This is a genomic window from Dietzia sp. WMMA184, from assembly GCF_002441635.1.
In the GTDB taxonomy this organism is placed as follows: Bacteria; Actinomycetota; Actinomycetes; order Mycobacteriales; family Mycobacteriaceae; genus Dietzia; species Dietzia kunjamensis.
The window spans coordinates 1,765,380-1,788,951 of the sequence record NZ_NXEI01000001.1; the positions used below are offsets into that span (position 1 = coordinate 1,765,380).

Below are 23,572 nucleotides of genomic sequence, written 5' to 3' on the forward strand. Positions count from 1 at the left end.
GCGCGCTCACGTCCCGCGCAGGAGGCCGAGCGCCTCCGCCCTGGTGGAAGCGTTGGTTCGCATGTTGCCGCGGACGGCCGAGGTCGTGGTGACCGCCCCCGCCTTCCGGATCCCCCGCATCGACATGCACAGGTGCTCGCACTCGATCACCACGAGCACGCCCGAGGGTGCGAGCCTGTCGACCAGCGCGTCGGCGACCTGACTGGTGAGCCGTTCCTGGACCTGCGGCCGCTTGGCGTAGAGATCCACCAGTCTGGCGAGCTTGCTCAGACCGGTGACCGCCCCGGACTGTCCCGGGATGTAGCCGATGTGGGCGACGCCGTGGAAGGGCACCAGGTGGTGTTCGCAGGTCGAGTAGATGGGGATGTCCCGCACCAACACGAGCTCGCGGTGGTCCTCGTCGAAGGTCCTGGACAGCACCTCCGACGGGTCGGTGTACAGCCCGGAGAAGACCTCGCGGTAGGCCCTGGCCACCCGCGCGGGTGTGTCCTGCAGCCCCTCGCGCTCCGGGTCCTCGCCCACGGCGATCAACAGCTCGCGGACCGCGGCCTCGGCGCGCTCGGCATCGAAGACCCGCCCCGTGGGGAGCGACCGGGCATCGGCGGCGGGTATGTGGTCAGGCGTCGTCATTCTTTCCTCTTCTCGCACGGAGTCGACCGTGCGGTCAGTCCTCACGTTCCCACGGCGCACGCCAGTCGGCGTCCTTGTCCTCACGGCGGTGCGAACCGCGGTCCACGGGGCCCCGGGTCGACCCGCCGGACGCGTCGCCGTCACGGCCGTCACCCACCGCCGACCACGCCCGGGTCGGGGCCTCGGACGGCCCCTCGCTCCGACCGGCCCGTTCCGGACCGTCAGCGCTCCCGGATCGGTCCGTGCTCCCGGTGCCGTCGATGCTCCCGGGGGCGTCGTTCCTCTGCAGGCCCTCCGGCGCGGCCGGCAGGCGGGTGGTCTCGGCCCCGCTCGGCCCCCGGTCACCGTGGTGCGCGGGCTGACGCGGGGGCCAGCCCGGCGCCGACCAGCCCGGGGGCGGCGGCGTGCCGTAGGCCGGGATACCGGTCGGACGTTGCCCGCCGCCGGCGGTCGCGCCGCGGCCCGAACCGCCACCGGGCATCCCCACCGGGGCGCCCACGCCGTTGCGGTCACCCCCGTGGTCGCCGGGGCCGTCCGCCTCGCCCGGATCACGGGCGTCCTCGGCGTCGCGGCCGGCCGGGAGGACCGGCATGGCGAACGGATCGGTCACCGGCGGGGGCCACGGCTCGCCACGCTCCTTGGCCAGTTCCCCCGGGGTCTTGATGGGCGGACGGGCCGACGGGATGCGTCCACCGAAGTCGTCGAACTCGGTGATCCGCGGCCGCTTGACCACGTCGGCGAACAGCCTCTCGAGGTCGTCCTGCCGCAGGGTCTCCTTCTCGAGGAGCTCGCCCGCGACCGCGTCGAGGATGTCGCGGTTGGACTCGAGGACCTGCCAGGCCTCGGTGTGGGCCGAGTCGATGATGCGGCGCACCTCGTCGTCGATGATCTTGGCGACCTCGGGCGAGTACTCCCCCGCCGCGGAACCGCCGCGGCCGAGGAACGGATCCCCGCCCTCGCCGCCGTACTTCACCGCACCGAGCTTCGCGCTCATGCCGTACTCGGCGACCATCGTCCGCGCGATCCGGGTGGCCTGCTCGATATCCGAGCTGGCGCCCGAGGTGGGCTCACCGAAGACGTACTCCTCGGCGGCGCGGCCACCCATCGCCATGACGACGCGGGCGATCATGTCCGCCCGGGTCATCAAGGACTTGTCGTCCTCGGGGACCACCAGTGCGTGACCACCGGTGCGCCCACGCGCGAGGATGGTGACCTTGTGGACGGGCTCGAGGTCCTCCATCGCCCACGCCGCCAGCGCGTGGCCGGACTCGTGGTACGCGGTGACCTTCTTCTCGTGCTCGCTGATCACACGGTGCTTGCGGCGGGGTCCGCCCACCACCCGGTCGGTGGCCTCCTCGAGGATGTCGATGTCGATCTCGTCGCGACCCAGCCGGGCCGCGAGCAGGGCGCCCTCGTTAAGCACGTTGGCCAGGTCCGCGCCCGACATCCCGATCGTGCGCCTGGCAAGCGAGGTCATGTTGACGTTCTCGGCCAGCGGCTTCCCCGCGGAGTGGACGGCGAGGATCGCCTCGCGACCCTTGAGGTCGGGATTGGTCACCGGGACCTGGCGGTCGAAACGGCCCGGCCGCAGCAGCGCCGGATCGAGGACGTCCGGACGGTTGGTCGCGGCGATCATGATGACGGTCTCGCGGTCGCTGAACCCGTCCATCTCGACGAGGAGCTGGTTGAGCGTCTGCTCACGCTCGTCGTGGCCGCCGCCGGTGCCCGAGCCACGGTGCCGACCCACCGCGTCGATCTCGTCGACGAACACGATGCAGGGCGCGTTCTGCTTGGCCTTCTCGAACAGGTCGCGCACCCGCGACGCGCCGACACCGACGAACATCTCGACGAAATCCGAACCCGAGATCGAGTAGAACGGCACCCCGGCCTCACCCGCGACCGCGCGGGCCAGCAGGGTCTTGCCCGTTCCGGGCGGGCCGTAGAGCAGCACACCGCGCGGGATCTTGGCGCCGAGACGCTCGTAGCGCGCCGGGTTCTGGAGGAAGTCCTTGATCTCGTTGAGTTCCTCGACCGCCTCGTCCTCGCCCGCGACGTCGGCGAACGTGGTCTGGGGCATGTCCTTGGTGAACTCCACGGCGCGCGACTTGCCCACGCCGAACAGCCCGCCCTTGCCGCCCTGCATGCGGGACATGAAGTAGAACAGCAACCCGAACAGGATGAGCATCGGCAGCAGGAACGAGAGCATCTGCGACAGGAAACCCTGCTGGTTGACCGCGGTGTCGTACTTCTCCGGCTCCGCCGCGGCCACCCGGTCGAAGACCTGGTCCGCCGCCCGCTCCGGGTACTTGGCGAGGAGCTTGTCGGTCTCGTCCGCTCCGTCCTCCGGGGCGATCGGGGTCTCGAGCGTGAGCCGGAGCTGCTGCTCCCGGTCCTCGATCAGCGCCTCTTTCACGTTCCCCGCGTCGACCTGCGCCAACGCCACCGACGTGTCGACCTCGGCGTAGTCACGGTCATCGCCCGTGAAGAACGAGAAGCCGACGATCGCCAGGATGATCACGCCCGCGATCGCGACGTTGCGGAAGACGGTATTGCTCTTGCGTTCCATTCGGTCCTCGTGTGGAAGGACGGCCCAGCCGGTCGACGGGCCCGGTCGTGCATCCGACTTCGTCGGTATCGCCCCAGGCTACCCGCCGAGTGGGGCCTCCCACCGTGATGATCGCCATGGGCGGACACCGCCGGGGTCGTACGATCATGGCCGTGACCACCGACCCCCTCTCCGCCGCCGAGACCGCCGAGGCCGTACGCACCGGTGCCGTCGGCGCGCTGGCCACCCTCGATGCGGCTTTCGACCGGGTGGGCGACCTCGACCCCTCGCTGCACGCCTTCACCTCCCTGCTGCGGGCGGACGGCCGCGCGGCCGGGGCCGCCGTCGACGCCGCGAGCCCGGCCGACCGTGCGGCACTGCCCCTGGCCGGGGTACCGCTGGCCGTCAAGAGCACCGTCACCCTGGACAACCCGGTCGTCGCCCCCCTGCTGGCCGCGGGCGCGGTGCCGGTGGGCATCACCGCGGCACCCCAGTTGTGCGCCTGGGGGATGACCGATTCCGACGCCCACGGCATCACCCGCAATCCGCGCGACCTCGCCCTGTCCGCCGGCGGGTCCTCCGGGGGGTCCGCGGCGGCGGTGGCCTCGGGCATGGTCCCGCTCGCGGTGGGTGACGACGGGATGGGGTCCCTGCGCATCCCCGCTGCGGCGTGCGGGATCGTCACCATCAAGCCGGGGCCCGGCGTCGTCCCCACCCGCCTGGCCGGCGACAACTGGGGCGGCCTGGCCGAATCCGGTCCGCTGGCCAGGACCGTCGGCGACGTCGCGCTGGCCCTGTCGGTGATGGCCGGTCGTCCGGAACTCGCGGACGTCGGACCCGTCCCCGGCGGGACGCGTATCGGCATGTCCGTGGCCAGCCCGATCCGGCTGGGCCGCGATCTGGTGCGCATCCACGCCCCCTGGACGCGCGCGGCGCGGGAGGCCGCGGAGGTGCTGCGGGGGGCCGACCTCGTCGTCGTCGACACCACCCTGCCCTCCCCCACCGACCCCGTGCTCTATCTTGCGCGCTGGACCACCGGCGTCGCACGGGCGGCGGAGGACGAGAACCTGCCCCTGTCCGCGATGGAGCGACGCACCCGGCACCACGCACTGCTCGGCCGAACGGTCTTCCGTCGCGGCGGCGCGGGAGACGGGGACACCCGCTGGAACCGTGGCGTGGAGACGCTCCGCGCGGAGGTCGAACGGGCGATGGACTCGGCGGGGATCGACGTGTGGCTCACCCCGTCGCTGGCGGACGTGCCACCCGAGGCGACCGACTGGCACCGACGCTCCTGGGGCCGGTCACTGTGGGCGTCGATGAGGTTCTCCCCGTTCACCCCGCTGGCCAACGTGCTCGGTTGGCCCGCCGTGTCCGTCCCGTGCGGCACCACCCACACCCCCCTCGGCCGGGTCCTGCCCACCTCGGTCCAGCTCGTCGGGCGGCCCGGTTCGGAGGCGACACTGCTCGCGCTGGCGGCGGTGATCGAGAGCGGCGGTCGCTGACACCGGCCGGCAGGGGCGGGTCGGCGGGCCGCGTGGCGTCAGTCCTCCGGCAGGTCGGCGAACCTCTTCTTGACGTCCCGGTACCACCCGAGTGACTGCCGCGGCCGCCGCCACCGGGTCTTCATGTCCTCGCGCGCCGGCACGTGGGCGTCGTCGCCGGCCCCGACGCGCTCCTTGAGGTGGGCGTCCTGGGCGTTGATCACGTCGTCCGCGGTGTCACCGCGGTGCGGCAGATCGCAGGGGCCACCCAGGTCCTTGCAGGTCATGGTCTTCATGGGGTCGATCCTCCCTGTCCGGGCGACGCCGGAGCGCGTCGCCTCACCCTGATGACGAGCGGGCGGCCGGAACTGTGACCGCCCCGCTCATCTCGGCTCGCCGTCGCTGCGGCGGCGGATCGCGGCGAGCACGTCCGGGTCCGCACGGAAGTCGATGCGGCTGACCACGCCGCCGGCGATCCGGAAGTCGAACGCCACCCGGGCCACGCCGCGATCGAACCACGCCGCGCCCGGCCGCCCGTGGACGAACACCGGCAACGCCGCGGCGGCTGCCCCGTCGAAGAACTCCGCCACCGCGTCGCGGCCCTCGATGCCGACCGGGGTACCGAGACTGACGGCGATCGGATCACCGACCACCACCACGTCCGGCGCGAGGAGACCGAGCAGCCGGGTGAACTCGCCGTTGCGCGCGGCGTCGAGGAAGGCGTCGACGACGAGCCAGTCCACCTTCCGGGCGCCGGGACCCGCTCCCGCGAGCTTCGCACGCGCCCTCGACGCCTGTTTGCGGGCCGCGGCCGGTGAGCAGTCCAGCACGTCGGCGATCGTGGCGAAGTCGACCGAGAACGAGTCGTGCAGCACGAACACCACCCGCTCGGCCGGGGCGAGTCGGTCGAGCACGACGTGCAGCGCCGCGCCCATGGAATCCGCGAGGAGCACCTCCTCGGACGGGCCCGGCTCCGGCGCCGGCCTGTCGACGGGCTCCGTCGGGGGCGGGACGACGGCCTTGAGCCGGTCCAGGCAGAGGCGGGTCACCACGGTGGTGAGCCAGGCCGGGAGTGAGTCGACCGCCCGCGTGTCGGCCCGCGCCAGCCGGAGCCACGCCTGCTGCACCACGTCCTCGGCCTCCGCCGGGTCGCCGAGCACGCGCGCGGCGATCCGGACGAGCCGGGGGCGTTCACTCTCGAATTCGGAGGTGCGGTCCATACCCCTCGCTAGGCGCTCGTGTACTGCTGCACGATCCGGCGCTTGACCAGCTTGCCGGTGGGGGTGCGGGGCAGTTCGTCCACGAAGTCCAGGCCCCGCGGGATCTTGAAGTCGGAGATCCTCCCGCGCAGGGCGCCGAGGATCTCGTCGGCGAGGCCGGGGTCGCCCGCACGGTCGGCGGCCGGTACCACCACGGCGTGCACCCTCTCGCCCATCTCCTCGTCCGGGATCCCGATCACGGCGACGTCCTCGACCGCCGGGTGCAGGACCAGGGCGTTCTCGATCTCCTGCGGGTAGATGTTCACCCCGCCCGAGATGATGGTGAACGCCTTGCGGTCGGTGAGGTAGAGGAAGCGGTCCTCGTCGAGGTAGCCCACGTCGCCGAAGGTGGACCAGTTGGGGTGCTCGGGGTGGAAGACGGACGCCGTCTTCTCCGGGTCACCGTGGTACGAGAAGGTGCCCTCGTCCTGCTGCCAGTAGATGGTGCCGATCTCGCCGGTGGGCACCTCGTTGCCCTCCTCGTCGCAGATGTGCGCGATGCCCTTGAGCCCGTCGCGACCCACCGAACCGGGGCGTTCGAGCGCCTCCTGCGAGTTGATGAACGTGATGCCCATGCCCTCGGTGGCCGAGTAGTACTCGTGGACCACCGGGCCCCACCACTCGATCATCCGTCGTTTGACCTCGGGCGGGCACGGCGCGGCGGCGTGGATCGCGTGGGTCATGCTGGACACGTCGTAGCGCGCCCGCGTCTCCTCCGGCAGCTTGAGCATGCGCACGAACATCGTCGGCACCCACTGCGAGTGCGTCACCCGGTACTCCTGGATGAGCCGCAGCGCCTCCTCCGCGTCGAAGCGGTCCATGAGGATCACGGTCCCGCCGACGGAGTTGACCACGCCGCAGAACCGCAGCGGGGCCGCGTGGTACAGCGGTGCCGGGCACAGGTAGACGCTGTCGGCGTCGAAGGCGTACAGGAAGCTGAACACCGGCGTGTAGCTGTCCGGCACCTCGTCGATCTGCCCTTCGGGCGGGTCGACGCGCACGCCCTTCGGCCGGCCGGTCGTGCCGGAGGAGTAGAGGAAGTCGTGGCCGCGGGGCTGGTCGGCGGGCGGCTCGGTCGACCTGCCCTCGAGCAGCGTCCGGTAGTCCTCGAACCCCTCCAGCGCGCCGCCGAACACCACGCGGTGCTCCACGCCCGGATGCGCCTCCGGGGAGACGTCGACGTGGTCGGCGACCGGGGCGGAGACGAACAGCGCCCGGGCCCCGCAGTCGCCGATGATGTACGACGACTCGTCCGCAGTGAGGTGGTGGTTGATGGCCGCGATGTACAGGCCGCAGCGCAGCGCCCCCCAGTAGATCTCCAGCATCTCCAGGGTGTTGTCCGAGACCACGGCGATCGTGTCGCCGGGACGCAGCCCCCAGTCGTCGGTCAGGAGATGCGCGAGCTGCGCGGAACGCGCCTCGAGCTGGGCGTACGTGATCTGCTCCCCCGTCGCCGGGCGGATGGCCGCGGGCTTGTCGGGAGTGGTGGCGGCGAAGGTTCCTGGAAACATGCTGCCAGACTAACCGCTGAACGTGATCTGGATCACGAATCAGGCAGACACGTGTCCAGCAGTCGTCGCGTCAGGAGTACATGCGCGGGTGCAGCCTGCCGATGTACGGCAGATCGCGGTAGCGCTCGGCGAAGTCGAGGCCGTAGCCCACGACAAACTCGTTGGGGATGTCGAACCCGATCTCGAGGATGTCCAGGTCCGCCTTCACCGCGTCGGGCTTGCGCAGCAGGGTGACGATCTCCAGCGACCGCGGGTTGCGGGTGCGCAGGTTGCGCATGAGCCAGGACAGGGTCAGCCCGGAGTCGATGATGTCCTCGACGATGATCACGTCACGGTCGGCGATGTCGCGGTCGAGGTCCTTGAGGATCCGCACCACACCGGAGGAACTGGTGGAGGAGCCGTACGAGCTGACGGCCATGAACTCCATCTCGGACGGGATGGGCAGGGCCCGGGCGAAGTCGGAGACGAAGATCGCGGCGCCCTTGAGGACGGCGACCAGCACGACCTCCTTCTCGACGTTCGCGTAGCGCTCGCCGACGGTGGCGGCCATCTCGGCGATCCGCTCGCGGATCGACTCCTCGTCGAGCAGGACCGATTCGATCTCGTCCGCGTACTTGTCCGTGGTCATCTACGTCCCCGCTCCGCTCGCCCGGTCGTTCTCCAGGACCACCTTTCCACGTCGGCGCCGGGCGACCAACCTGGCCGAGGGCCCCGCCCCACCCGCGCCCGCGGGCCCGGTGCCACCGACCGCCACCCCGCCCTGCCCGCGCCAGTCGGTGACGAGCGCGGCCACCGCCGTCAGGTGCGCGTACGTGGGTGAGGTGACTCCCCGCGCCAGCAGCCAGCGGCGCAGGACCCGGGTCAGCACGGCCGTCGACAGGGGTTCCAGCCGGCTCACCTCCAGGGCGCCGTCGTCGCCGACGGGCACGGCCGCCGCGAGACGCTCCAGCTCGTCGTCGTCGACCCCCAGCAGTGACGCGGTGCGCGCCAACCCCTCCGCGACACCGCCACCCAGCACGTCCTCGAGCAGCGGCAGGACCTCGTGCCGCAGGCGCACCCGGGTGAACGCCGGGTCGGTGTTGTGCGGGTCCTCCCAGAACCCCAGGCCGAGGTCGCGGCACGCGGCGCGGGTGTCGGCGGCGCGGACCCCCAGCAGCGGGCGCCCCCACGGTGCGTCCCACGGCGCCATCCCGCGCAGCGAGCGGGCGCCGGAGCCGCGGCCCAGCCCCAGCAGGACGGTCTCTGCCTGGTCGTCGAGGGTGTGGGCGAGCAGCACGGGCCGTCCGCGGCGCGCGGTGTCGAGCGCGGTGTAGCGCGCCGCGCGGGCGGCGGCCTCGGGGCCGGAACCCCTCTGATCCACGACGACGACGAGGACCTCCGCCTCTGCGCCGAGCCCGCGGGCCGCGGCGGCCGCGTCCCGGGCCACGGCGTCCGACCCCTCCTGCAGACCGTGGTCCACCACGAGGGCGGTCACGGCGGCGAACTCGACGGCGGCCGCGGCGGTCAGCGCCAGCGAGTCCGCTCCCCCGGACAGTCCGACGCACACCTCGTCGCCGAGCTCGGGGTGGGCGCGGCGGAACGCCCGCAGCGCCGCGCGCACGGTCCAGGCCGGGCCGGTCCAGGCCGGGCCGGTCCACTCCCCGCCGGGCCGGTCCCCACCGGGCCGGGCGGGGTGCCGGCGAGCGGGGTCAGCGGCAGCCACAGGCGCTGATCTCGGCGGCGATCCGGTCGAGGACCGGGCGCGCGACGGCGGGGTCGGTGCCGGAGGACAGCAGGGCGAAGCTCATGGTGCGGCCGTCGGTGCTGGTCACCGAGCCCGCGAGGGTGCTCGTCCCGGCGAGGGTGCCGGTCTTGGCGCGCACCCAGCCGGCGCCGGCGGCGGCGGGGCCGGTGAACCGGTCGACCAGCGTCCCCGACCCGGCGGCCACGGGCAGGGTGTCGAGCAGGTCCCGCATCTCGCGGGTCGCGTCGGGCGCGGAGGCGGTGCGCAGGACGTCGGTGAGGACCGCCGCCGAGATGCGGTTGCCGTTGCTCATCCCGGAGCAGTCGTCCAGGCGCACCCCGGACATGTCGAGACCGCGCTCGGTGAGGGTGTCGAGCACGGCGGCGGTCCCGGCGGCGAAGTCGGCCGGACCGTCCGGGTCGCGGTCCAGGGCCACCTCGCGGCAGATCGCCTCGGCCAGCACGTTGTCGGAGTGCACGAGCATCGAGCGGAGGCGATCGGTGAGCTCCGCCGACGACACCCTGCCCAGCTCCTCGGTCGTCTCCACCGGGTCGGAGGCGACCCGCACGCGCTCCGGGTCCACGCCCAGTTCGCGGGCCAGGGCCCTCCCGGCCGCGAGGGCGGGTTCGGTCGTGCGGGGCGAGTACTCGTCAGCCGGGTCGAGGCGGCCGGAGTCGAGCATCCACGCCTCGATGGGCGCGATGTTGCCGGCCGGGATCTCCGACGGGGGCCAGCCGCGGCCCAGTCGCGGCCCCGTGTACGGGCCCGGGTCCACGACGATGCGCGCCGGGGTGAGCCCGGCATCGCGGACGACGTCGGCGGCCTGGGTGAGCGTGGCCGCGCCGGGGAAGAGCGGTCCGGGCTCGGCGCCACCGGACATGGTGGGGTCGCCGCCGGGGACCACGACGAGGGTGTCCGGCTCGGCGCCGCGGGCGAGGACCGTGTCGACGCGGGTGTCGCCGGGCAGTCTGCTCAGCGCGGCGACCGCGGTGAGCAGCTTGGTCGTGGACGCGGGGACCTTGGCGTCGCGAGGGCGGCGCTCCCAGAGGACCTGTCCGGTCGCGTCGTCGACCACGCTGGCGGTGAGGTCGCCGACCGCCGGAGACGCCGCGAGGGGGCCGAGGATCTCCTCGAGGGCGGCGGGGTCCGGCAGAGGCGCCGAGTCGTCCGCCGCGTGCAGTCCGGGGTTCAGCTCCGCCGTGGTCTGCGCGGGGGCGCCGACGACCGCGCGGACGTCGTCCTCTACGTCGGTGAACAGCGCCGCCGCGACGAGCCCGGCGACCAGGAGTACGACGACGACGAACACGACCCCCGCCCGCCACACGAGCCCACGCCCGCGCCACACTCCGCGCTCGGTCACTCGTGCCCACCCTCCCGGACGCTGTCGCCTCCACTGTCACCGCCACCGGTCGCCACCGGCGGCTGCCGACGCTACCCTCGCCTGCCGTGCGTCGGACCCACGCTAGCGGCCCGCGTGACGGCGGCCACCCCCGGCGCCGGGGCCGCCTACTAGAATCGGCCCGGATTGTCCGGGAGAGCCGTCCCGGGTCCGGAGAATGACGATTTGTGAGGTAGCCCGTGACCGTCGAAGTGACCATCGAGATCCCCAAGGGTTCGCGTAACAAGTACGAGATCCACCACGAGACCGGCAAGATCTATCTCGACCGTTTCCTCTTCACCTCGATGGGCTACCCGGCCGACTACGGCTACATCGACAAGACCCTCGCCGACGACGGTGACCCCTGTGACGCCCTGGTCCTGCTCGACGAGTCCGTCTTCCCCGGCGTGATCGTCAAGTCGCGCGTCGTGGGCGTCTACACCATGTCCGACGAGGCCGGTGGCGACGACAAGCTGCTGTGCGTCCCCGCCCTGGATCCGCGCTGGGAGCACATCCAGGACGTCGACGATGTCCCGGACTTCGAGCTCAAGGCGATCGAGCACTTCTTCCTGCACTACAAGGACCTCGAGCCGGGCAAGCATGTCACCCCGGGCGAGTGGCGGGACAAGGCCCATGGCGAGAAGCTCATCGCCGAGGGCCTCGAGAACTTCACCGAGCACCCCGAGGAGAAGGCCGAGCCCTTCCGCGGCTGACACCGTCTGGCCCGGCACCGGCCGCCTGCCGGGCCGTGCCGGGCCGTGCCGTGCCGTGCCGTGCCGTGCCGCGACGCCGAGAAGAGCATTTCGCTCGTGTCGCCCGAGTAGCGATGTGCGAAACACTCTTCTCGGCGGGGCTGGCTCCTCTGTGGGGCGCTCCTCTGTGGGGCGCTCTTTGTGGGGCGCGGTCAGCGGCCGGTGTACCGCGCCTCGCGCTTCTCCAGCGTCGAGCCGATGGCCTCCATCATGTCCGCCGAGGCCAGGAAGCCGGCGTTCCACGTGGCGACGTAGCGGTTGGACTCGTAGATCGGCCCCTCGATCGCCCGGTTGAGGACCTCGCGGGTGCCGCGGACCACCAGCGGCGGGTTGTCCGCGATCTCGGCGGCCGTGGCGTGGGCCGAGTCCAGCACCCCGGCGGCGTCCTCGGCGACGTGCGTGACCAGTCCGTAGCGCAGCGCGGTCTCCGCGTCGATGTCGCGCCCGGTCAGCGCCAGCTCGCGGGTCAGCCCGGAGCCGATGATGTACGGCAGTCGCCCGAGCGAGCCCATGTCGGCGACGATGCCCACCTTGACCTCACGGACCGAGTAGCTCGAGTCCGCCGAACCGTGGCGGACGTCGCAGGCCGAGATGAGGTCCATGCCGCCGCCGATGCAGCGACCCTGGATCGCGGCGACGGTGGGCGTCCTGGCGGACGCGACCGCGTCGACGGCCTGACGCATGTTCTCCACGAAGTCCAGGATGCGCTCGTTGCGCGAGGCGTCCGGGGTCGTGTCCTCGGGCAGGAACTCCATGAACTGCGGCATCATCGCCATCAGGTCCAGGCCGTACGTGAAGTTGCGGCCCTCGCCGGCGAGCACGACGGCGCGGACCCCGGGGTCGGCGTCGAGCTCGGCCATCACGCGGGGCATCTCGGCCCAGAAGTCCGGGCCCATCGCGTTGTTGCGCCCCGGGCCGATCAGCGTCACCTGGGCGACGTGCGGGTGACGGGCACCCTTCTCGATACGGACGGAGGCGTACTCGCCGGGAACGGCTGAGGTGTCTGGAGTGCTCATGGCCCCAGCCTGCCACGGGCCCCTCAGGCGCGGGCTCGCGAGGCACGGGAATCGGGCATGACGAACCACAGGATCACGTAGATGAGCAGCTGCGGACCCGGCAGCAGGATCGAGGCCACGAACAGGAGGCGGACCAACGCTGGGTCCAGCCCGAAGTAGTCGGCGAGCCCACCGCACACGCCGCCGATCCAGCGGTCCTCCGACCGCATCAGTCGCTTGGGCCCGGAATCTGGGGAGTAGGTCATGACGTCACACCTCGTCGTCGTCGTCGGGACAGGAAGATCGGGGACCTCTCCCCGGTGACCTCCACTCTCCTCCCCCACGACCCGGTCCACATCGGGGAAAGACCCGATTCTGAGACCCTGATCCGGCGTCGGGGTTCCGACCGGGCGGATCAGGTGTGGAACTCGCCGCAGTCCACCGTAAGGGTCTGGCCCGTGACCGCCGAGGCGGCGTCGGAGAGCAGGAACAGCACCGGGTCGACGATCTCGCGCTCGGAGGGCAGGCGCCGCAGATCCATCTTCTCTGCGGTGTGGGCGTAGACGTCGTCGACCGTGCCGCCGTACTTGGTGGCCAGGTGCTCGAAGTACGCCTTGAGCGTCTCGCCGTAGATGTACCCGGGCGCCACGGTGTTGACGCGGATGCCCCGCGGGCCGAGCTCGGTGGCCAGGGAATGGCCCAGCGCGACGAGCGCGGTCTTGGCGATCTTGTAGCCCGCGTAGCGCTCGCGGGAGTGGTGGATCACCGCGGAGGCCATCATGACGACGGACGCGCTGGCGGGGGCCGCGCCTGTGGCGGAGTCGGCGGCGGCAGCGGAGTCGGCGGCGGCAGCGGAGCCGGCTGCGGTCCCGGTGGCGGGAGCGGCGCCGGCCTCGAGCAGCGGGGTGAACTCCTGCGTGGTGCGCAGGGCGCCGAGCACCGACAGGTCGATCCCGCGGGAGATCTGGTCGTGGTCTGTCTGCGCGAGCGGCTTCATGCTGGGCACCGCGAACGCGCTGTAGACCAGACCGTGCACCGCATCGGTGTGACCCTCCACCGACTCCCGCAACGCTCGCACCGACTCCGGGTCGGTGGCGTCCACGGCCGCGGCGATCGCGCTTCCGCCAGCCGCACGGACCTCCTCGGCGATCTCGACGACCCGCGACTCCGTGCGGGCGGCGACGACCACCGTCGCCCCCTGTGCGGCGGCCTGCAGGGCGAGCGTGCGGCCGAATCCCGGACCCGCTCCCACGATCACGATGGTCTTGTTGCTGAGGTTCTCTGTCATCCGCCTCACTTAACCAGCCCGGGTGACCGCGGCGGGCAGTTCACCTACGCGGGATACGATCCGCGGGTGGCCACCATTCCCGCGCAGTATCTTCGCAGCTCACACGCCGCGGAACCCCGGACACTCCTCGACGTGTTCGACGCCGCGGCGACCCGCCACCCGGACGCGCCGTGCATCGACGACGGCACCCGCGTCCTGAGCTACGACGAGGTGGCGCGGACGATCCACACCTCCGCCCGGTGGATGCACGACCAGGGCGTCGTCGCCGGCGACCGGGTCGGCATCCACATGCCCTCGGGCTCCGTGGACCTCTACCTGGCAATCCTCAGCACCCTCGCCGCCGGCGCGGCGTACGTGCCCGTCGACGTGGACGACCCCGCCGAGCGCGCCGAGCTGGTGTTCGGTCAGGCGCAGGTCGCGGCCGTCTACACCGCCGACGGCATGCTCGTCACCGATCCCGGCCGCACCACCGCACCCTCGCGACACCGCGGCCCGACGGTGGACGACGACTGCTGGATCATCTTCACCTCCGGGACCACCGGCCTGCCCAAGGGTGTGGCCGTGACGCATCGCAGCGCCGCGGCGTTCGTCGACGCCGAGTCCCGGCTCTTCCTCACCGGCGCGCCGCTGGGCCCCGGCGACCGGGTCCTGGCGGGGCTGTCCGTGGCGTTCGACGCCTCCTGCGAGGAGATGTGGCTGGCCTGGGCCCACGGGGCGTGCCTCGTACCCGCGCCGCGCTCGGTCGTCAAGTCCGGCCTCGACCTCGGCCCGTGGTTGCGGGATCGGCGGATCACCGTCATCTCCACGGTGCCGACCCTCGCCTCGATGTGGCCCGATTCGATGCTCGCCGGTATCCGGATGGTGATCCTCGGCGGCGAGGCCTGCCCTCCGGAACTGGCCGAACGCCTGGTCGGTGACGGTCGCGAGGTGTGGAACACCTACGGCCCCACCGAGGCGACCGTCGTCGCCTGCGCGGTCCGGCTGGACGGCGTCGGTGAGGTGTCGATCGGGCTGCCGCTGGACGGCTGGGACCTCGCGGTGGTCGATGCGGCGGGCGATCCGGTGGGCTACGGGGAGTCCGGCGAGCTGGTGATCGGCGGGGTCGGCCTGGCGCGATACCTGGACCCCGAGAAGGACGCCGAGAAGTACGGGCCCATGCAGACCCTGGGCTGGGAGCGCGCCTACCGCTCCGGCGACGTGGTCCGACTCGAGGCCGACGGCCTGTACTTCAACGGCCGCGTCGACGACCAGGTCAAGATCGGCGGCCGCCGCCTCGAGCTGGGGGAGGTCGACACCGCCGTGTCCGCCCTGCCCGGGGTGAGCGCCGGCGCCGCCGCCGTGAAGAAGACCGACGCCGGCCAACCGGTGCTCGTCGCGTACCTGGTGGCCGAGCAGCCCGACCAGTTCGACCTGCCCGGCGCGGCCGGCCTCCTGCGCGAGCACCTGCCCGCCGGCGTGGTCCCGCGCCTGGCCCTGGTCGACGAGCTGCCGACCCGCACCTCCGGCAAGGTCGACCGCGCCGCCCTGCCGTGGCCGCTGGCCCAGACGTCGGCCGCCGAGTCGGAACTCGACGGCATCGAGGCGTGGGTCGCCGAACTGTGGTCGGCCGCCCTCGGGGCCGACGTCTCCGGGGTCGACGAGGACTTCTTCGCCCTCGGGGGCGGTTCGCTCGCCGCCGCGCACGTGGTGGCCCGCGTCCGGGAACGCTTCCCCGCGGTAACCGTCGGCGACATCTACGACCGCTCACGCCTGGGCGACTTCGCCGGGTTCCTGGACGAGCTCGAGCCCGAGGCCGAGGTCGAACCGCGACACGTCCGACCCGTCGGCCGCGGCGCGCAGCTCCTGCAGATGCTCGCCACGATCCCGCTGCTCACCCTGACCGGCTTGCAGTGGCTCACCTGGGTGGGTATCGCCAACAACGTCGCCGTCGGCCTCGGGCTGCCCTGGGCGCGGCCGGTGTCGTGGTGGGTGCTCGGGATCATGGTGGCTCTGCTCCTGCTGCCCGCCGGCCGCATGCTGGTCACCGCCGGCCTGTGCCGGGTGCTCACCGCCGGCGTGGCGCCGGGGACGTACCCACGGGCGGGGTCGGTGCACCTGCGGATCTGGGCCGCCGAGCGGTTGGTCGAGGTCTCCGGGGCCGCCAACCTCGAGGGTGCCGGGTGGCTCACCCCCTTCGCCCGGTTGCTGGGGGCGCAGATCGGACACGGTGTGGACATGCACACCCTCCCACCGGTCACCGGCCTGCTCCGGGTGGGCGACGGGGCCTCGATCGAACCCGAGGTGGACCTGGCCGGGTACTGGATCGACGGCGACCTCGTGCACGTGGGCTCCGTGGAGATCGGCGAGAACGCGGTGGTGGGCGCCCGGTCCACCCTGCTGCCCGGCGCGGTGGTGGGCCGCGGGGCCCACGTGGAGATCGGGTCCGCGGTGGTCGGCACGGTCAAGGCCGGTAAGCGCTACGCAGGCTCGCCCGCGCTCAAGCGCGGCAAGCGTGGATCGAGTTGGCCGGCCGAGCCCGCGCCCCACAACCGGCTCTGGAGCCTGGTCTACCAGTTCTCCGCCGTCGCGCTCGGTGCGATGCCGCTGGCGGCCCTGCTCGCCGGCCTCGCGCTGGTGGCCTGGGGAGCCCGCGGCGCGGGCAGCCCGAGCGAGATGGTCCTACTCGCCGCACTGTGGTCGGTCCCCGCCACCCTCCTCGCGCTCGCACTCTTCGCCGCGGCCACCCTCGGGGCGGTGAGGCTGCTGTCGATCGGCCTGGACCCCGGCTTCCACCCGGTCCACTCGCGGATCGCCTGGCAGGCCTGGTGCAGCGAACGCCTCATGGACGCCGCCCGGAACTGGCTCTACCCGCTCTACGCCTCCATGCTCACCCCGGTCTGGCTGCGCATGCTGGGAGCCAGGATCGGCAAGGACGTCGAGGCCTCGACCGTGCTGCTCATCCCCGCGCTCACCACCGTCCGCGACGGGGCGTTCCTCGCCGACGACACCATGGTCGCGCCGTACGAACTGGGCTCCGGATGGATGCGTCTGGAGCACGCCCAGGTCGGCAAGCGCGCCTTCCTCGGCAACTCCGGGATCGCCTCCGCCGGGCGGAAGGTGCCCGCGCGCGGCCTGGTCGCCGTGCTCTCGTCCGCCCCGCAGAAGGCCAAGAAGGGCACCTCGTGGCTGGGGTCGCCGCCGCAGAAACTCCCTCGCGCCGTCGCCGACACCGACGACGTCCGCACCTACCAGCCGCCGCGACGCCTCAAGGTCGCCCGGGCGGCGTGGGAGACCCTGCGACTGGTCCCCGTCTGGATGTCGTTCCTGCTGCTGGTGAGCGTCCTGGTGGTGATGCAGGAGATCCACCTGGAGTGGGGCTTCCGCGTGGCGGCACTGACCTCCGGGCTGACGCTCGCCTACGCGGGCCTGGTCGCCCTGGTGGTCGCCGCCCTGGCCAAGTGGATCCTCGTGGGCCGGATCCGCGCGGGCGAGCAGCCGCTGTGGTCGTCGTTCGTGTGGCGCAACGAAGTCGCCGACTCGTTCATCGAGTTGCTCGCCGCGCCGTGGATGGCCCGGCCCGCGTCGGGCACCCCGGTGATGAACGCGATGCTGCGCCTGCTGGGCTCACGGATCGGCCGTGGCGTGTGGTGCGAGTCGTACTGGCTGCCCGAGGCGGACCTGATCACCCTCGGGGACGGCGCCACCATCAACCGCGGGTGCGTGGTCCAGACCCACCTGTTCCACGACCGCATCATGCAGATCGACCGGGTGACGATCGAGGCCGGCGCCACGCTGGGGTGCCACTGCGTCGCGCTGCCGGCGTCGTCGATCGGTGACGGCTCAACCGTCGGCCCGGCCTCACTGGTGATGCGCGGCGACCGCATCCCGCCCGGCACCCGCTGGCAGGGCAATCCGATCGCACCCTGGCGGGGCTGAGCCGGTGGGCGGGTCAGCCGCCGGCGATGGCCCGCAGCGCCGCCAGGTGGGACGCGTAGGCCTTGCGTCCGTCGCGGGTGAGCGACAACCACGTCCGCGGTCGCTTGCCGACGTACCCCTTGCTGACCTTGACGTATCCGGCCTTCTCCAGCACCGATGCCTGCTTGGACAGTGTCGAGTCGGTGACCTCGACCGCGTCGCGGATGGTGGCGAAATCCGCGTAGTCGACGCCAGCCAGGGCCGCGACGATGGAGAAGCGGACGGGCGCGTGGATGACCTCGTCCAACCGGTGGCGGGCGTGCCCTCCCGATCCGCCGCCCGCCCCCGGGGCGGAGCCCCCCGATGCAGCCGGGGTGCTCGTCGTCGTCTCGTCGCCCGTCATATGACCGCCCGTCGTCTCGCCGCCCATCTTCTCTCCGCTCACCGCTCGGATCCCCGCCGGTCGATGATCGCGGCGGCCACCAGGCCGGGCAGGGCGACCAACAGAACCCCGAGGAGGTACCACCAGGCGGTGAGCCCGATCGTGGTGCGGATGACGTTCAGGCCGGTGACGACGACGAGGATCATCACGCCCGATCCCGCGACGCCCCACGTGTAGGTCCGTCCCGATCCGCGGGGGCCCGCCTTGATCGCGCGTCGCTGCCAGAAGATCGCCACGAAGAGCAACAGCACGTACGGCACGAGCGCCCAGTTGGAGAACATGATCGCGACTGTCCCGATCCCCATCAGAAGCGAGATGGCCGCGGCGAACGCCGCGAGCAGGCGGGCGTCGTGCCGGGAGCTGACCGGTGGGCGACCCTCGGCCTCGGCGAGCATGCGGGCGGCCTCCGCTCGATCGACCTCGCCGGTGCTGGAGTTCTGCGGGTCCATGGGTCTGCCTTCCGTCGGTGCCCCGGGGGAGTTTCCGCCGCGGAGTGGTCTTGATAGTAGGCAAGTACTTTCCAGTTTGGCAACTACTTTCTCGGGATCGGCCACGTCTCGCGTCGAGAAGGGCGTCGCCGGACGCGGGTCCTCTAGACTCGCGCAGGTCATGGAATTGAAGGCAGTGAAGTCAGACCTCGTCGCCAGGATCGCGTCCCCACGCACGCCGTCGGGCGCCGATCCGGTCGACCCCTACCTGCCCGGCGCGGGCAACCACGGATATCGCGTCACGCGCTACGAGCTGGACCTGAGCTACAAGGTGAGCCCCAACAACCTCCGTGGCGAGGCGGTGATCACCGCGACCGCCACCGAGCCGCTGGAGACGATCCGGCTCGACCTCTCCCCACACCTGACCGTGTCCAAGGTGCTCCTCGACGGGGGCCGCGTCACCCGCTTCACCCGGCCCCGCGGCAAGCTCTCGATCACCCCCGCCGAACCGCTCGCCGTCGGATCAGCGTTCACCCTGACCATCCGCTACTCCGGCAACCCGAAGCCGATCCGTGGGCCGTGGGGCGAGGTGGGCTGGGAGGAACTGACCGACGGAGTCCTGGTCGCGGGCCAGCCCAACGGCGCCGCCAGCTGGTTCCCCTGCGACGACCACCCCTCGGCGAAGGCCCCGTTCCGCATCAGGCTCACCACCGACTCGCCGTACCGCGCCGTCGTCACCGGCACGCTGGTCGGCAAGAAGCGCAGTGGCAGCACGACCGCATGGGACTTCGACCTCCCGCACCCCACCTCCCCTTACCTGGTCACCGTCAACCTCGGTCAGTACGACCACCTCGAGTCCACCGACGGGCCGGTGCCGTTCCACGCCTTCGTCCCCGCCGACCTCAAGCGGGGATTCCGGCAGGCCTTCGCCCGGCAACTCGAGATGATCACCGTGTTCTCCGATCTCTTCGGCCCGTACCCGTTCGACAGCTACAAAGTCGTGGTGACCGACGACGAACTCGAGATCCCGCTCGAGGCGATGGGCATGTCGACGTTCGGACGCAACACGTGTGAGGCCGCGGGCCGGCCGGACTCGGACGAGCGACTCATCGCCCACGAGCTGGCCCACCAGTGGTTCGGCAACGCCGTCACCATCGCCGAGTGGAAGCACATCTGGCTGCACGAGGGGTTCGCCTGCTACGCCGAGTGGCTGTGGACCGAATTCTCCGGCGGCGCCGACGCCGGCAGTCACGCACTGCGCTACTACTCCAAGCTGCAGAACTCCCCGCAGGACCTCCTCCTGTCGGACCCCGGACCCGAGGACATGTTCGACGACCGTGTCTACAAGCGCGGCGCCCTGACCCTGCACGCGCTGCGCCTGACGATCGGCGACGACCGCTTCTTCGATCTCCTCCGCGCGTGGGTCGCGACGTACTCCGGCAGGACCGTCACCACCGACGACTTCCTCCACCTGGCCGCCGACCACTCCCCCGTCGACCTGCGGCCGCTGTGGAACGCCTGGCTGTTCTCCGAGCCCCTGCCGCCGACCCTCGGTATGCCCGATGACGCCACCGGCAGCCACTGAACCGACACCCACCACCGGCCGGTCGGCCGCGGGCGGGATGCGGGCACTGACGCTGGCGACCGTGTTCGCCGCGGCCTCCGGGTACCTGGTGATGCTGGTGGCCGGCCGCGCACTCGGCCCGGCAGACTATCCGTTGTTCGCCACCTACTGGGGAGCGTTCTTCGCCCTCGGCGGCGTCGCCAACGGGCTGATGCAGGAGGTCACCCGCGCCGTCCGCTCGGCCCGCGGGGGTGGGACCGGCACGGTCGGCGCGCGGCCGCCGCGGTCGGCCGTCCGGTTGCTGTCGGCCGGGCTCACGCTGGGCCTGGTCCTTGCGGCCGCGGTGGCCGTGAGCGCACCGGCCTGGCCCGCGCTGGGCCTGCCCACGTTCTCCGGCGTCGGCGTCGCCATCATGGCGTTCGGCATCCTCGGCTTCACCCTCCAGGCCGCCACCGCGGGCGCCCTGTCGGGAACCGAACGCTGGGGCCTGTACGCGGTCCTGCTCACCGTCGACGCGGCGCTGCGCCTGGCCGTGGCTGGCGTCGCGTGGTGGCTCGGCGACGCCGGTCTCGGATTCGCCGTGGCCACGGTCGCAGGCGCCGTCACGTGGGCGCTGCTCATCGCCCTGTCCCCCGCCACCCGCGACGCGCTGGCCTCCGCCGTCGACGCCGGCCGCCGGCGCTTCTGGCGCAACACCGGGGCAGCCATGCTCGCCTCCGCCGGCACCTCGGCCCTGGTGACCGGGTTCCCGCTGTTCGTCACCGCCACCGTCCGCGCGGACGATCCGGCCCCACTCGTCGGCGCGGTGATCCTCGCCATCACCCTGACCCGCGCGCCGTTGCTCGTGCCGCTCACCAGTTTCCAGAGCGCGATCATCGTCTACTTCGTCCAGCGCCGCGCCCGCGGACCGCGGTCGCTGGCCGCCCCCCTCGGCCTGGTGACGGCGGTGGGAATCGTGGGAGCAGGGGCCGCGTGGCTGGTCGGCCCGTGGCTGATCCGCGTGTTGTTCGGCGGCGACTTCGAACTGCCCGGTGCGGTGCTGGCCGCCCTGACCGCCGCGTCGGTGGGCACCGCCGCCCTGATGGTGACAGGCAACGCGGCGCTGGCCTTCGACCGCCACCTCCTCTACAACGCCGGGTGGTGGGTCGCGGTCGTCGCCGCGGCGGCCCTCCTCGTCGCCGTGCCCGGACCACTCGACGTGCGCGCCGCGATCGCGCTCCTCGCCGGCCCCGGCATCGGGGTCGCGGTCCACGTCACCGGCCTGGCCGTGACCGCGCGCCGCCCGGAAACCGACGCATGACCGACGTCCGTCTGCTCGCCCGCCGGGGCGGCGAACTCCTCGCCGCCCTCCTGGTCGCGGCCGTGGTCGGTGCCCTCACGTTCGCTGGAGTCGACGCGCTGCCGTTCGTCGAACCCAGCTGGCTGCCCGAGACCTTCGGCGCGACCCTCGCCGCGGGGGTCGTCATCCTCGCCGGGTGGCTGTTGCTGCGCAGGGCCACTGGCGGCCGGGCCCTGTGGCTGCTCGGAACCGCCGGGCCGGCTTTCCTGGCCTCCTCCCACCTCGGACTGCTGCTGAACGGCACGCCGCACTACCTGTTCGGCCTCGGCGGCGACCAGCTCAACCGCGTCGCCTACGTCACCCGCTTCGCCGACTCCCCCGCCCTCGCCGACCCCTTCTACGCCGACGCCGCGCCCTTCTACCCGCCACAGTGGTTCTGGGTGGGCGGGCAGCTGTCCCGGATCACGGGCATCGACGGCTGGGAGTTCTACAAGCCGTACGCCATCGTCACCATGGCCATCGCCGGCGCGATCGCGTTCGTGGCCTGGCGATGGCTCGTCCCCGCGCGGCTTGCCGTCGTGTTCGGTCTCGTCACCTCAGTCATCGGCGGGCACACCAACGCCTACGAGCCCTACTCGTGGATCCTCATCTGCCTGCTCCCGCAGGTCGTCGTGGCGACGTTCCTCCTCTGCGCACGGGTGGCCGCAGCCGGATCCCGGACGAGCCGCGGACCCACGTGGCCGCTGGTCGCGACGACCGGCCTGTACCTCGGCTGGGCTGCGCTGGGCTATACCCTCATCGCGGGTGTCGCGGCGCTGATGGTGGGCCTCGTCGTCGTCATCCATTCCTGGCGATACCGCACCGATCGTGCGGTGGTCCTCGCCCTGCTCGGCCGCCTGGCCGCCATGGCGGCGATCTCCGCGGCGATCGCACTGTTGTTCTGGCACCGATTCCTGCTGGCCGCCCTCGGCGGCGCGGACACCGAACCCTCGGTGGCCAACGACTTCGCGCCCGAGATCGCCTCGCGGTGGCCGCTGCCGATGCTCGAGGTGTCCGCCGTCGGGCTACTGTGCCTGATCGGCGTGGTGTGGCTGGTCGTCACCGTCTGGCCCGACGGAGCCGGCCGGGCCTCCGAGCGCACGGCGGCGACGTGGCGAACGCGGATCGGCACCGAGCACGACACGGACCACGTCGCCGACACCGACGCCGACGGCCCTCTCCCCCCGGCCGATCGACGGCTCGTCCTCGCACAGGCCCTGGGCCTCACGGCGGTGACCGTCCTCGGGTGGTACGTGCTCTCGGGGCTGCGGGCGGTCACCGGCAGCACGCTGCTGCCGTTCCGGATGATCCCGATCATCACCCTCGTCCTCGCCCTGGCGGGCGTGGTCGGCGCGCTGACGCTGGCCCGGTGGGCCGTGCGGACCTCTCCCGACCGGTCCCGTGGCCGCGTCACCGCCGCGGCGGTGGTGGTCGCGGGCCTCGCTGCCGTCCAGATGGTGCAGCACGTCTCCGGGGAGGATGCGGAGTTCGCCGCCGAAGCCCGCGGGTTCCCCGCGGTGCCCCGCGACGTGCTGGACGCAGTGGACGACATGACCGGCGACCGGGCACCCTCGGACCTCGTCCTGCTGACCTCGGATCCGACCCTCTACGCCTACCGGCCGTACTTCTCGTTCCAGGCGCCGGCCCAGGCGTACGCCACGCCCGCCGGCCGGTACGAGGAGCGCCTCGACGAGATCCGGAGCTGGGCGGACACCGAGACCCCCGGAGAGCTGACCGCCGCGCTGGACTCGAGTGAGTTCCGCAGCCCCGACGTTCTGGTCCTCACCCGCGAGGGGTCCCGCCGCTGGGTTTTCCCCGCGATCGTCAACCAGATGCCCCGGGTCCAGAACAACGCGCGCGAGGAGATCGTCTTCCGGCCGCGGCAGTTCGACGATCCCGCTCGCTTCGACGTCCGCGAAGTCGGGGAACGGATGGTGATCGTGCAACGCTGAGGCCCCGGCGGGCGCGCCGGGGAGCACGGGCCCACCCGGGCCCCGGCAGCAGAGAGTCGCTATGCCCTCCGCAGCGATGCCTGCGCCGGGAACGGCACGACGATCTCGCGGCCCACGTCCTCCACCGCGTCGGTGAGCGCGGTGGTCAGCACGATGCGGTCGTCGTAGACGTGGGCGATGCGGACCTCGGTGTCACGCCCGTCCTCATCGACGAGGTAGCGGTCCATGAGGAAGCGGAGGCCGACCCGCTCGAGCGCGGCCTCCGCCTCGTGCCAGTCGTCGACCGGGCCCATCGGCCGGCCCAGCCTGTCGATCGGCACGAGCGCCGGCTCGGCGACCGTCATGTCGATCCAGCCGACCACCTCGCCGTCGTCGCGACGGTGCGGGATCCACGTCTCGGGGATCACCCGTC

General features: G+C 72.3%; 20 protein-coding genes. 6 read left to right on the forward strand and 14 right to left on the reverse strand.

The window, feature by feature from the left end; translation table 11 throughout:
- Window positions 1–6: 6 nt before the first annotated feature.
- On the reverse strand, window positions 7–630 hold the full coding sequence (gene folE, locus CK206_RS08125) for a GTP cyclohydrolase I FolE (RefSeq protein WP_069389722.1): 624 nt from the start codon (window positions 628–630) through the stop codon (window positions 7–9).
- 34 nt (window positions 631–664) lie between these two features.
- On the reverse strand, window positions 665–3,196 hold the full coding sequence (gene ftsH, locus CK206_RS08130; protein WP_096906110.1) for an ATP-dependent zinc metalloprotease FtsH: 2,532 nt from the start codon (window positions 3,194–3,196) through the stop codon (window positions 665–667).
- Window positions 3,197–3,342: 146 nt separating this feature from the next.
- Here ftsH and CK206_RS08135 point away from each other — a divergent pair, with 146 nt between their 5' ends.
- Window positions 3,343–4,677: an amidase gene (locus CK206_RS08135; protein ID WP_305790957.1), complete on the forward strand. Its 1,335-nt coding sequence runs from the start codon at window positions 3,343–3,345 to the stop codon at window positions 4,675–4,677.
- A gap of 38 nt (window positions 4,678–4,715) precedes the next feature.
- On the opposite strand, the gene CK206_RS08140 is transcribed toward CK206_RS08135, so the two are convergent.
- From CK206_RS08140 to dacB, 6 genes are all read right to left on the reverse strand, one after another.
- Window positions 4,716–4,952: a DUF1059 domain-containing protein gene (locus CK206_RS08140; RefSeq protein ID WP_096906112.1), complete on the reverse strand. Its 237-nt coding sequence runs from the start codon at window positions 4,950–4,952 to the stop codon at window positions 4,716–4,718.
- Between the two features lie 87 nt (window positions 4,953–5,039).
- Window positions 5,040–5,876, reverse strand: a complete 837-nt coding sequence (locus CK206_RS08145; RefSeq protein WP_096906113.1) for a sigma-70 family RNA polymerase sigma factor — start codon at window positions 5,874–5,876, stop codon at window positions 5,040–5,042.
- Between the two features lie 8 nt (window positions 5,877–5,884).
- Window positions 5,885–7,426 carry an acyl-CoA synthetase gene (locus CK206_RS08150; protein WP_069389308.1) on the reverse strand — a complete coding sequence of 514 codons (1,542 nt, stop codon included), beginning with the start codon at window positions 7,424–7,426 and terminating at the stop codon, window positions 5,885–5,887.
- Between the two features lie 70 nt (window positions 7,427–7,496).
- Window positions 7,497–8,054 carry a hypoxanthine phosphoribosyltransferase gene (gene hpt / locus CK206_RS08155; RefSeq protein WP_096906114.1) on the reverse strand — a complete coding sequence of 186 codons (558 nt, stop codon included), beginning with the start codon at window positions 8,052–8,054 and terminating at the stop codon, window positions 7,497–7,499.
- The gene (gene tilS / locus CK206_RS08160; protein ID WP_096907357.1) at window positions 8,055–9,026 is read right to left on the reverse strand and encodes a tRNA lysidine(34) synthetase TilS; all 972 of its coding nucleotides are present in this window, start codon (window positions 9,024–9,026) and stop codon (window positions 8,055–8,057) included.
- A gap of 88 nt (window positions 9,027–9,114) precedes the next feature.
- Window positions 9,115–10,509: a D-alanyl-D-alanine carboxypeptidase/D-alanyl-D-alanine-endopeptidase gene (gene dacB / locus CK206_RS08165; RefSeq protein WP_254050520.1), complete on the reverse strand. Its 1,395-nt coding sequence runs from the start codon at window positions 10,507–10,509 to the stop codon at window positions 9,115–9,117.
- Between the two features lie 218 nt (window positions 10,510–10,727).
- Here dacB and CK206_RS08170 point away from each other — a divergent pair, with 218 nt between their 5' ends.
- A complete protein-coding gene (locus tag CK206_RS08170; protein ID WP_067711556.1) occupies window positions 10,728–11,240 on the forward strand; it encodes an inorganic diphosphatase in 513 nt (170 codons plus the stop codon).
- 191 nt (window positions 11,241–11,431) lie between these two features.
- On the opposite strand, the gene CK206_RS08175 is transcribed toward CK206_RS08170, so the two are convergent.
- From CK206_RS08175 to CK206_RS08185, 3 genes are all read right to left on the reverse strand, one after another.
- A complete protein-coding gene (locus CK206_RS08175; RefSeq protein ID WP_096906115.1) occupies window positions 11,432–12,295 on the reverse strand; it encodes a crotonase/enoyl-CoA hydratase family protein in 864 nt (287 codons plus the stop codon).
- Between the two features lie 23 nt (window positions 12,296–12,318).
- Entirely contained in the window at window positions 12,319–12,540 is a 222-nt protein-coding gene (locus CK206_RS08180) for a PspC domain-containing protein (RefSeq protein ID WP_096906116.1), read from the reverse strand.
- Between the two features lie 149 nt (window positions 12,541–12,689).
- Window positions 12,690–13,562, reverse strand: a complete 873-nt coding sequence (locus tag CK206_RS08185) for an SDR family oxidoreductase (protein WP_096906117.1) — start codon at window positions 13,560–13,562, stop codon at window positions 12,690–12,692.
- Between the two features lie 66 nt (window positions 13,563–13,628).
- Here CK206_RS08185 and CK206_RS08190 point away from each other — a divergent pair, with 66 nt between their 5' ends.
- Complete coding sequence (locus tag CK206_RS08190) at window positions 13,629–17,477, forward strand: Pls/PosA family non-ribosomal peptide synthetase (RefSeq protein WP_096906118.1); 3,849 nt, start codon at window positions 13,629–13,631, stop codon at window positions 17,475–17,477.
- Between the two features lie 13 nt (window positions 17,478–17,490).
- Here CK206_RS08190 and CK206_RS08195 read toward each other — a convergent pair whose 3' ends face one another.
- Together CK206_RS08195 and CK206_RS08200 are read right to left on the reverse strand one after the other, a co-directional pair.
- Entirely contained in the window at window positions 17,491–17,901 is a 411-nt protein-coding gene (locus CK206_RS08195) for a transcriptional regulator (protein ID WP_227022180.1), read from the reverse strand.
- Window positions 17,898–18,347 (reverse strand): hypothetical protein, encoded by a 450-nt coding sequence (locus tag CK206_RS08200; RefSeq protein ID WP_096906120.1) that lies wholly within the window; start codon window positions 18,345–18,347, stop codon window positions 17,898–17,900. The genes CK206_RS08195 and CK206_RS08200 overlap by 4 nt, the downstream gene beginning before the upstream one ends.
- Window positions 18,348–18,507: 160 nt before the next feature.
- On the opposite strand from CK206_RS08200, the gene CK206_RS08205 reads away from it, so the two are divergent.
- The 3 genes from CK206_RS08205 to CK206_RS08215 are packed head-to-tail and all read left to right on the forward strand — an operon-like array spanning window position 18,508 to window position 23,160.
- Entirely contained in the window at window positions 18,508–19,911 is a 1,404-nt protein-coding gene (locus CK206_RS08205; protein ID WP_167492377.1) for a M1 family metallopeptidase, read from the forward strand.
- On the forward strand, window positions 19,889–21,190 hold the full coding sequence (locus CK206_RS08210; RefSeq protein ID WP_096906121.1) for a polysaccharide biosynthesis protein: 1,302 nt from the start codon (window positions 19,889–19,891) through the stop codon (window positions 21,188–21,190). Before CK206_RS08205 ends, CK206_RS08210 begins: the two co-directional genes overlap by 23 nt.
- Window positions 21,187–23,160, forward strand: coding sequence for an arabinofuranosyltransferase (locus CK206_RS08215; protein ID WP_096906122.1), 1,974 nt, complete (start codon window positions 21,187–21,189; stop codon window positions 23,158–23,160). Before CK206_RS08210 ends, CK206_RS08215 begins: the two co-directional genes overlap by 4 nt.
- Window positions 23,161–23,219: 59 nt before the next feature.
- On the opposite strand, the gene CK206_RS08220 is transcribed toward CK206_RS08215, so the two are convergent.
- A complete protein-coding gene (locus CK206_RS08220; RefSeq protein ID WP_096906123.1) occupies window positions 23,220–23,567 on the reverse strand; it encodes a hypothetical protein in 348 nt (115 codons plus the stop codon).
- Between the last annotated feature and the right edge of the window lie 5 nt (window positions 23,568–23,572).

Coding starts and splice junctions, on each gene's coding strand:
- folE (WP_069389722.1), bottom strand. CDS start 630: ATGACGACGCCTGACCACATACCCGCCGCCGATGCCCGGTCGCTCCCC.
- CK206_RS08145 (WP_096906113.1), bottom strand. CDS start 5,876: ATGGACCGCACCTCCGAATTCGAGAGTGAACGCCCCCGGCTCGTCCGG.
- hpt (WP_096906114.1), bottom strand. CDS start 8,054: ATGACCACGGACAAGTACGCGGACGAGATCGAATCGGTCCTGCTCGAC.
- CK206_RS08200 (WP_096906120.1), bottom strand. CDS start 18,347: ATGGACCCGCAGAACTCCAGCACCGGCGAGGTCGATCGAGCGGAGGCC.
- CK206_RS08210 (WP_096906121.1), top strand. CDS start 19,889: ATGACGCCACCGGCAGCCACTGAACCGACACCCACCACCGGCCGGTCG.
- ftsH (WP_096906110.1), bottom strand. CDS start 3,196: ATGGAACGCAAGAGCAATACCGTCTTCCGCAACGTCGCGATCGCGGGC.
- CK206_RS08135 (WP_305790957.1), top strand. CDS start 3,343: ATGGCCGTGACCACCGACCCCCTCTCCGCCGCCGAGACCGCCGAGGCC.
- CK206_RS08150 (WP_069389308.1), bottom strand. CDS start 7,426: ATGTTTCCAGGAACCTTCGCCGCCACCACTCCCGACAAGCCCGCGGCC.
- CK206_RS08180 (WP_096906116.1), bottom strand. CDS start 12,540: ATGACCTACTCCCCAGATTCCGGGCCCAAGCGACTGATGCGGTCGGAG.
- CK206_RS08140 (WP_096906112.1), bottom strand. CDS start 4,952: ATGAAGACCATGACCTGCAAGGACCTGGGTGGCCCCTGCGATCTGCCG.
- CK206_RS08205 (WP_167492377.1), top strand. CDS start 18,508: ATGGAATTGAAGGCAGTGAAGTCAGACCTCGTCGCCAGGATCGCGTCC.
- CK206_RS08175 (WP_096906115.1), bottom strand. CDS start 12,295: ATGAGCACTCCAGACACCTCAGCCGTTCCCGGCGAGTACGCCTCCGTC.
- CK206_RS08185 (WP_096906117.1), bottom strand. CDS start 13,562: ATGACAGAGAACCTCAGCAACAAGACCATCGTGATCGTGGGAGCGGGT.
- CK206_RS08215 (WP_096906122.1), top strand. CDS start 21,187: ATGACCGACGTCCGTCTGCTCGCCCGCCGGGGCGGCGAACTCCTCGCC.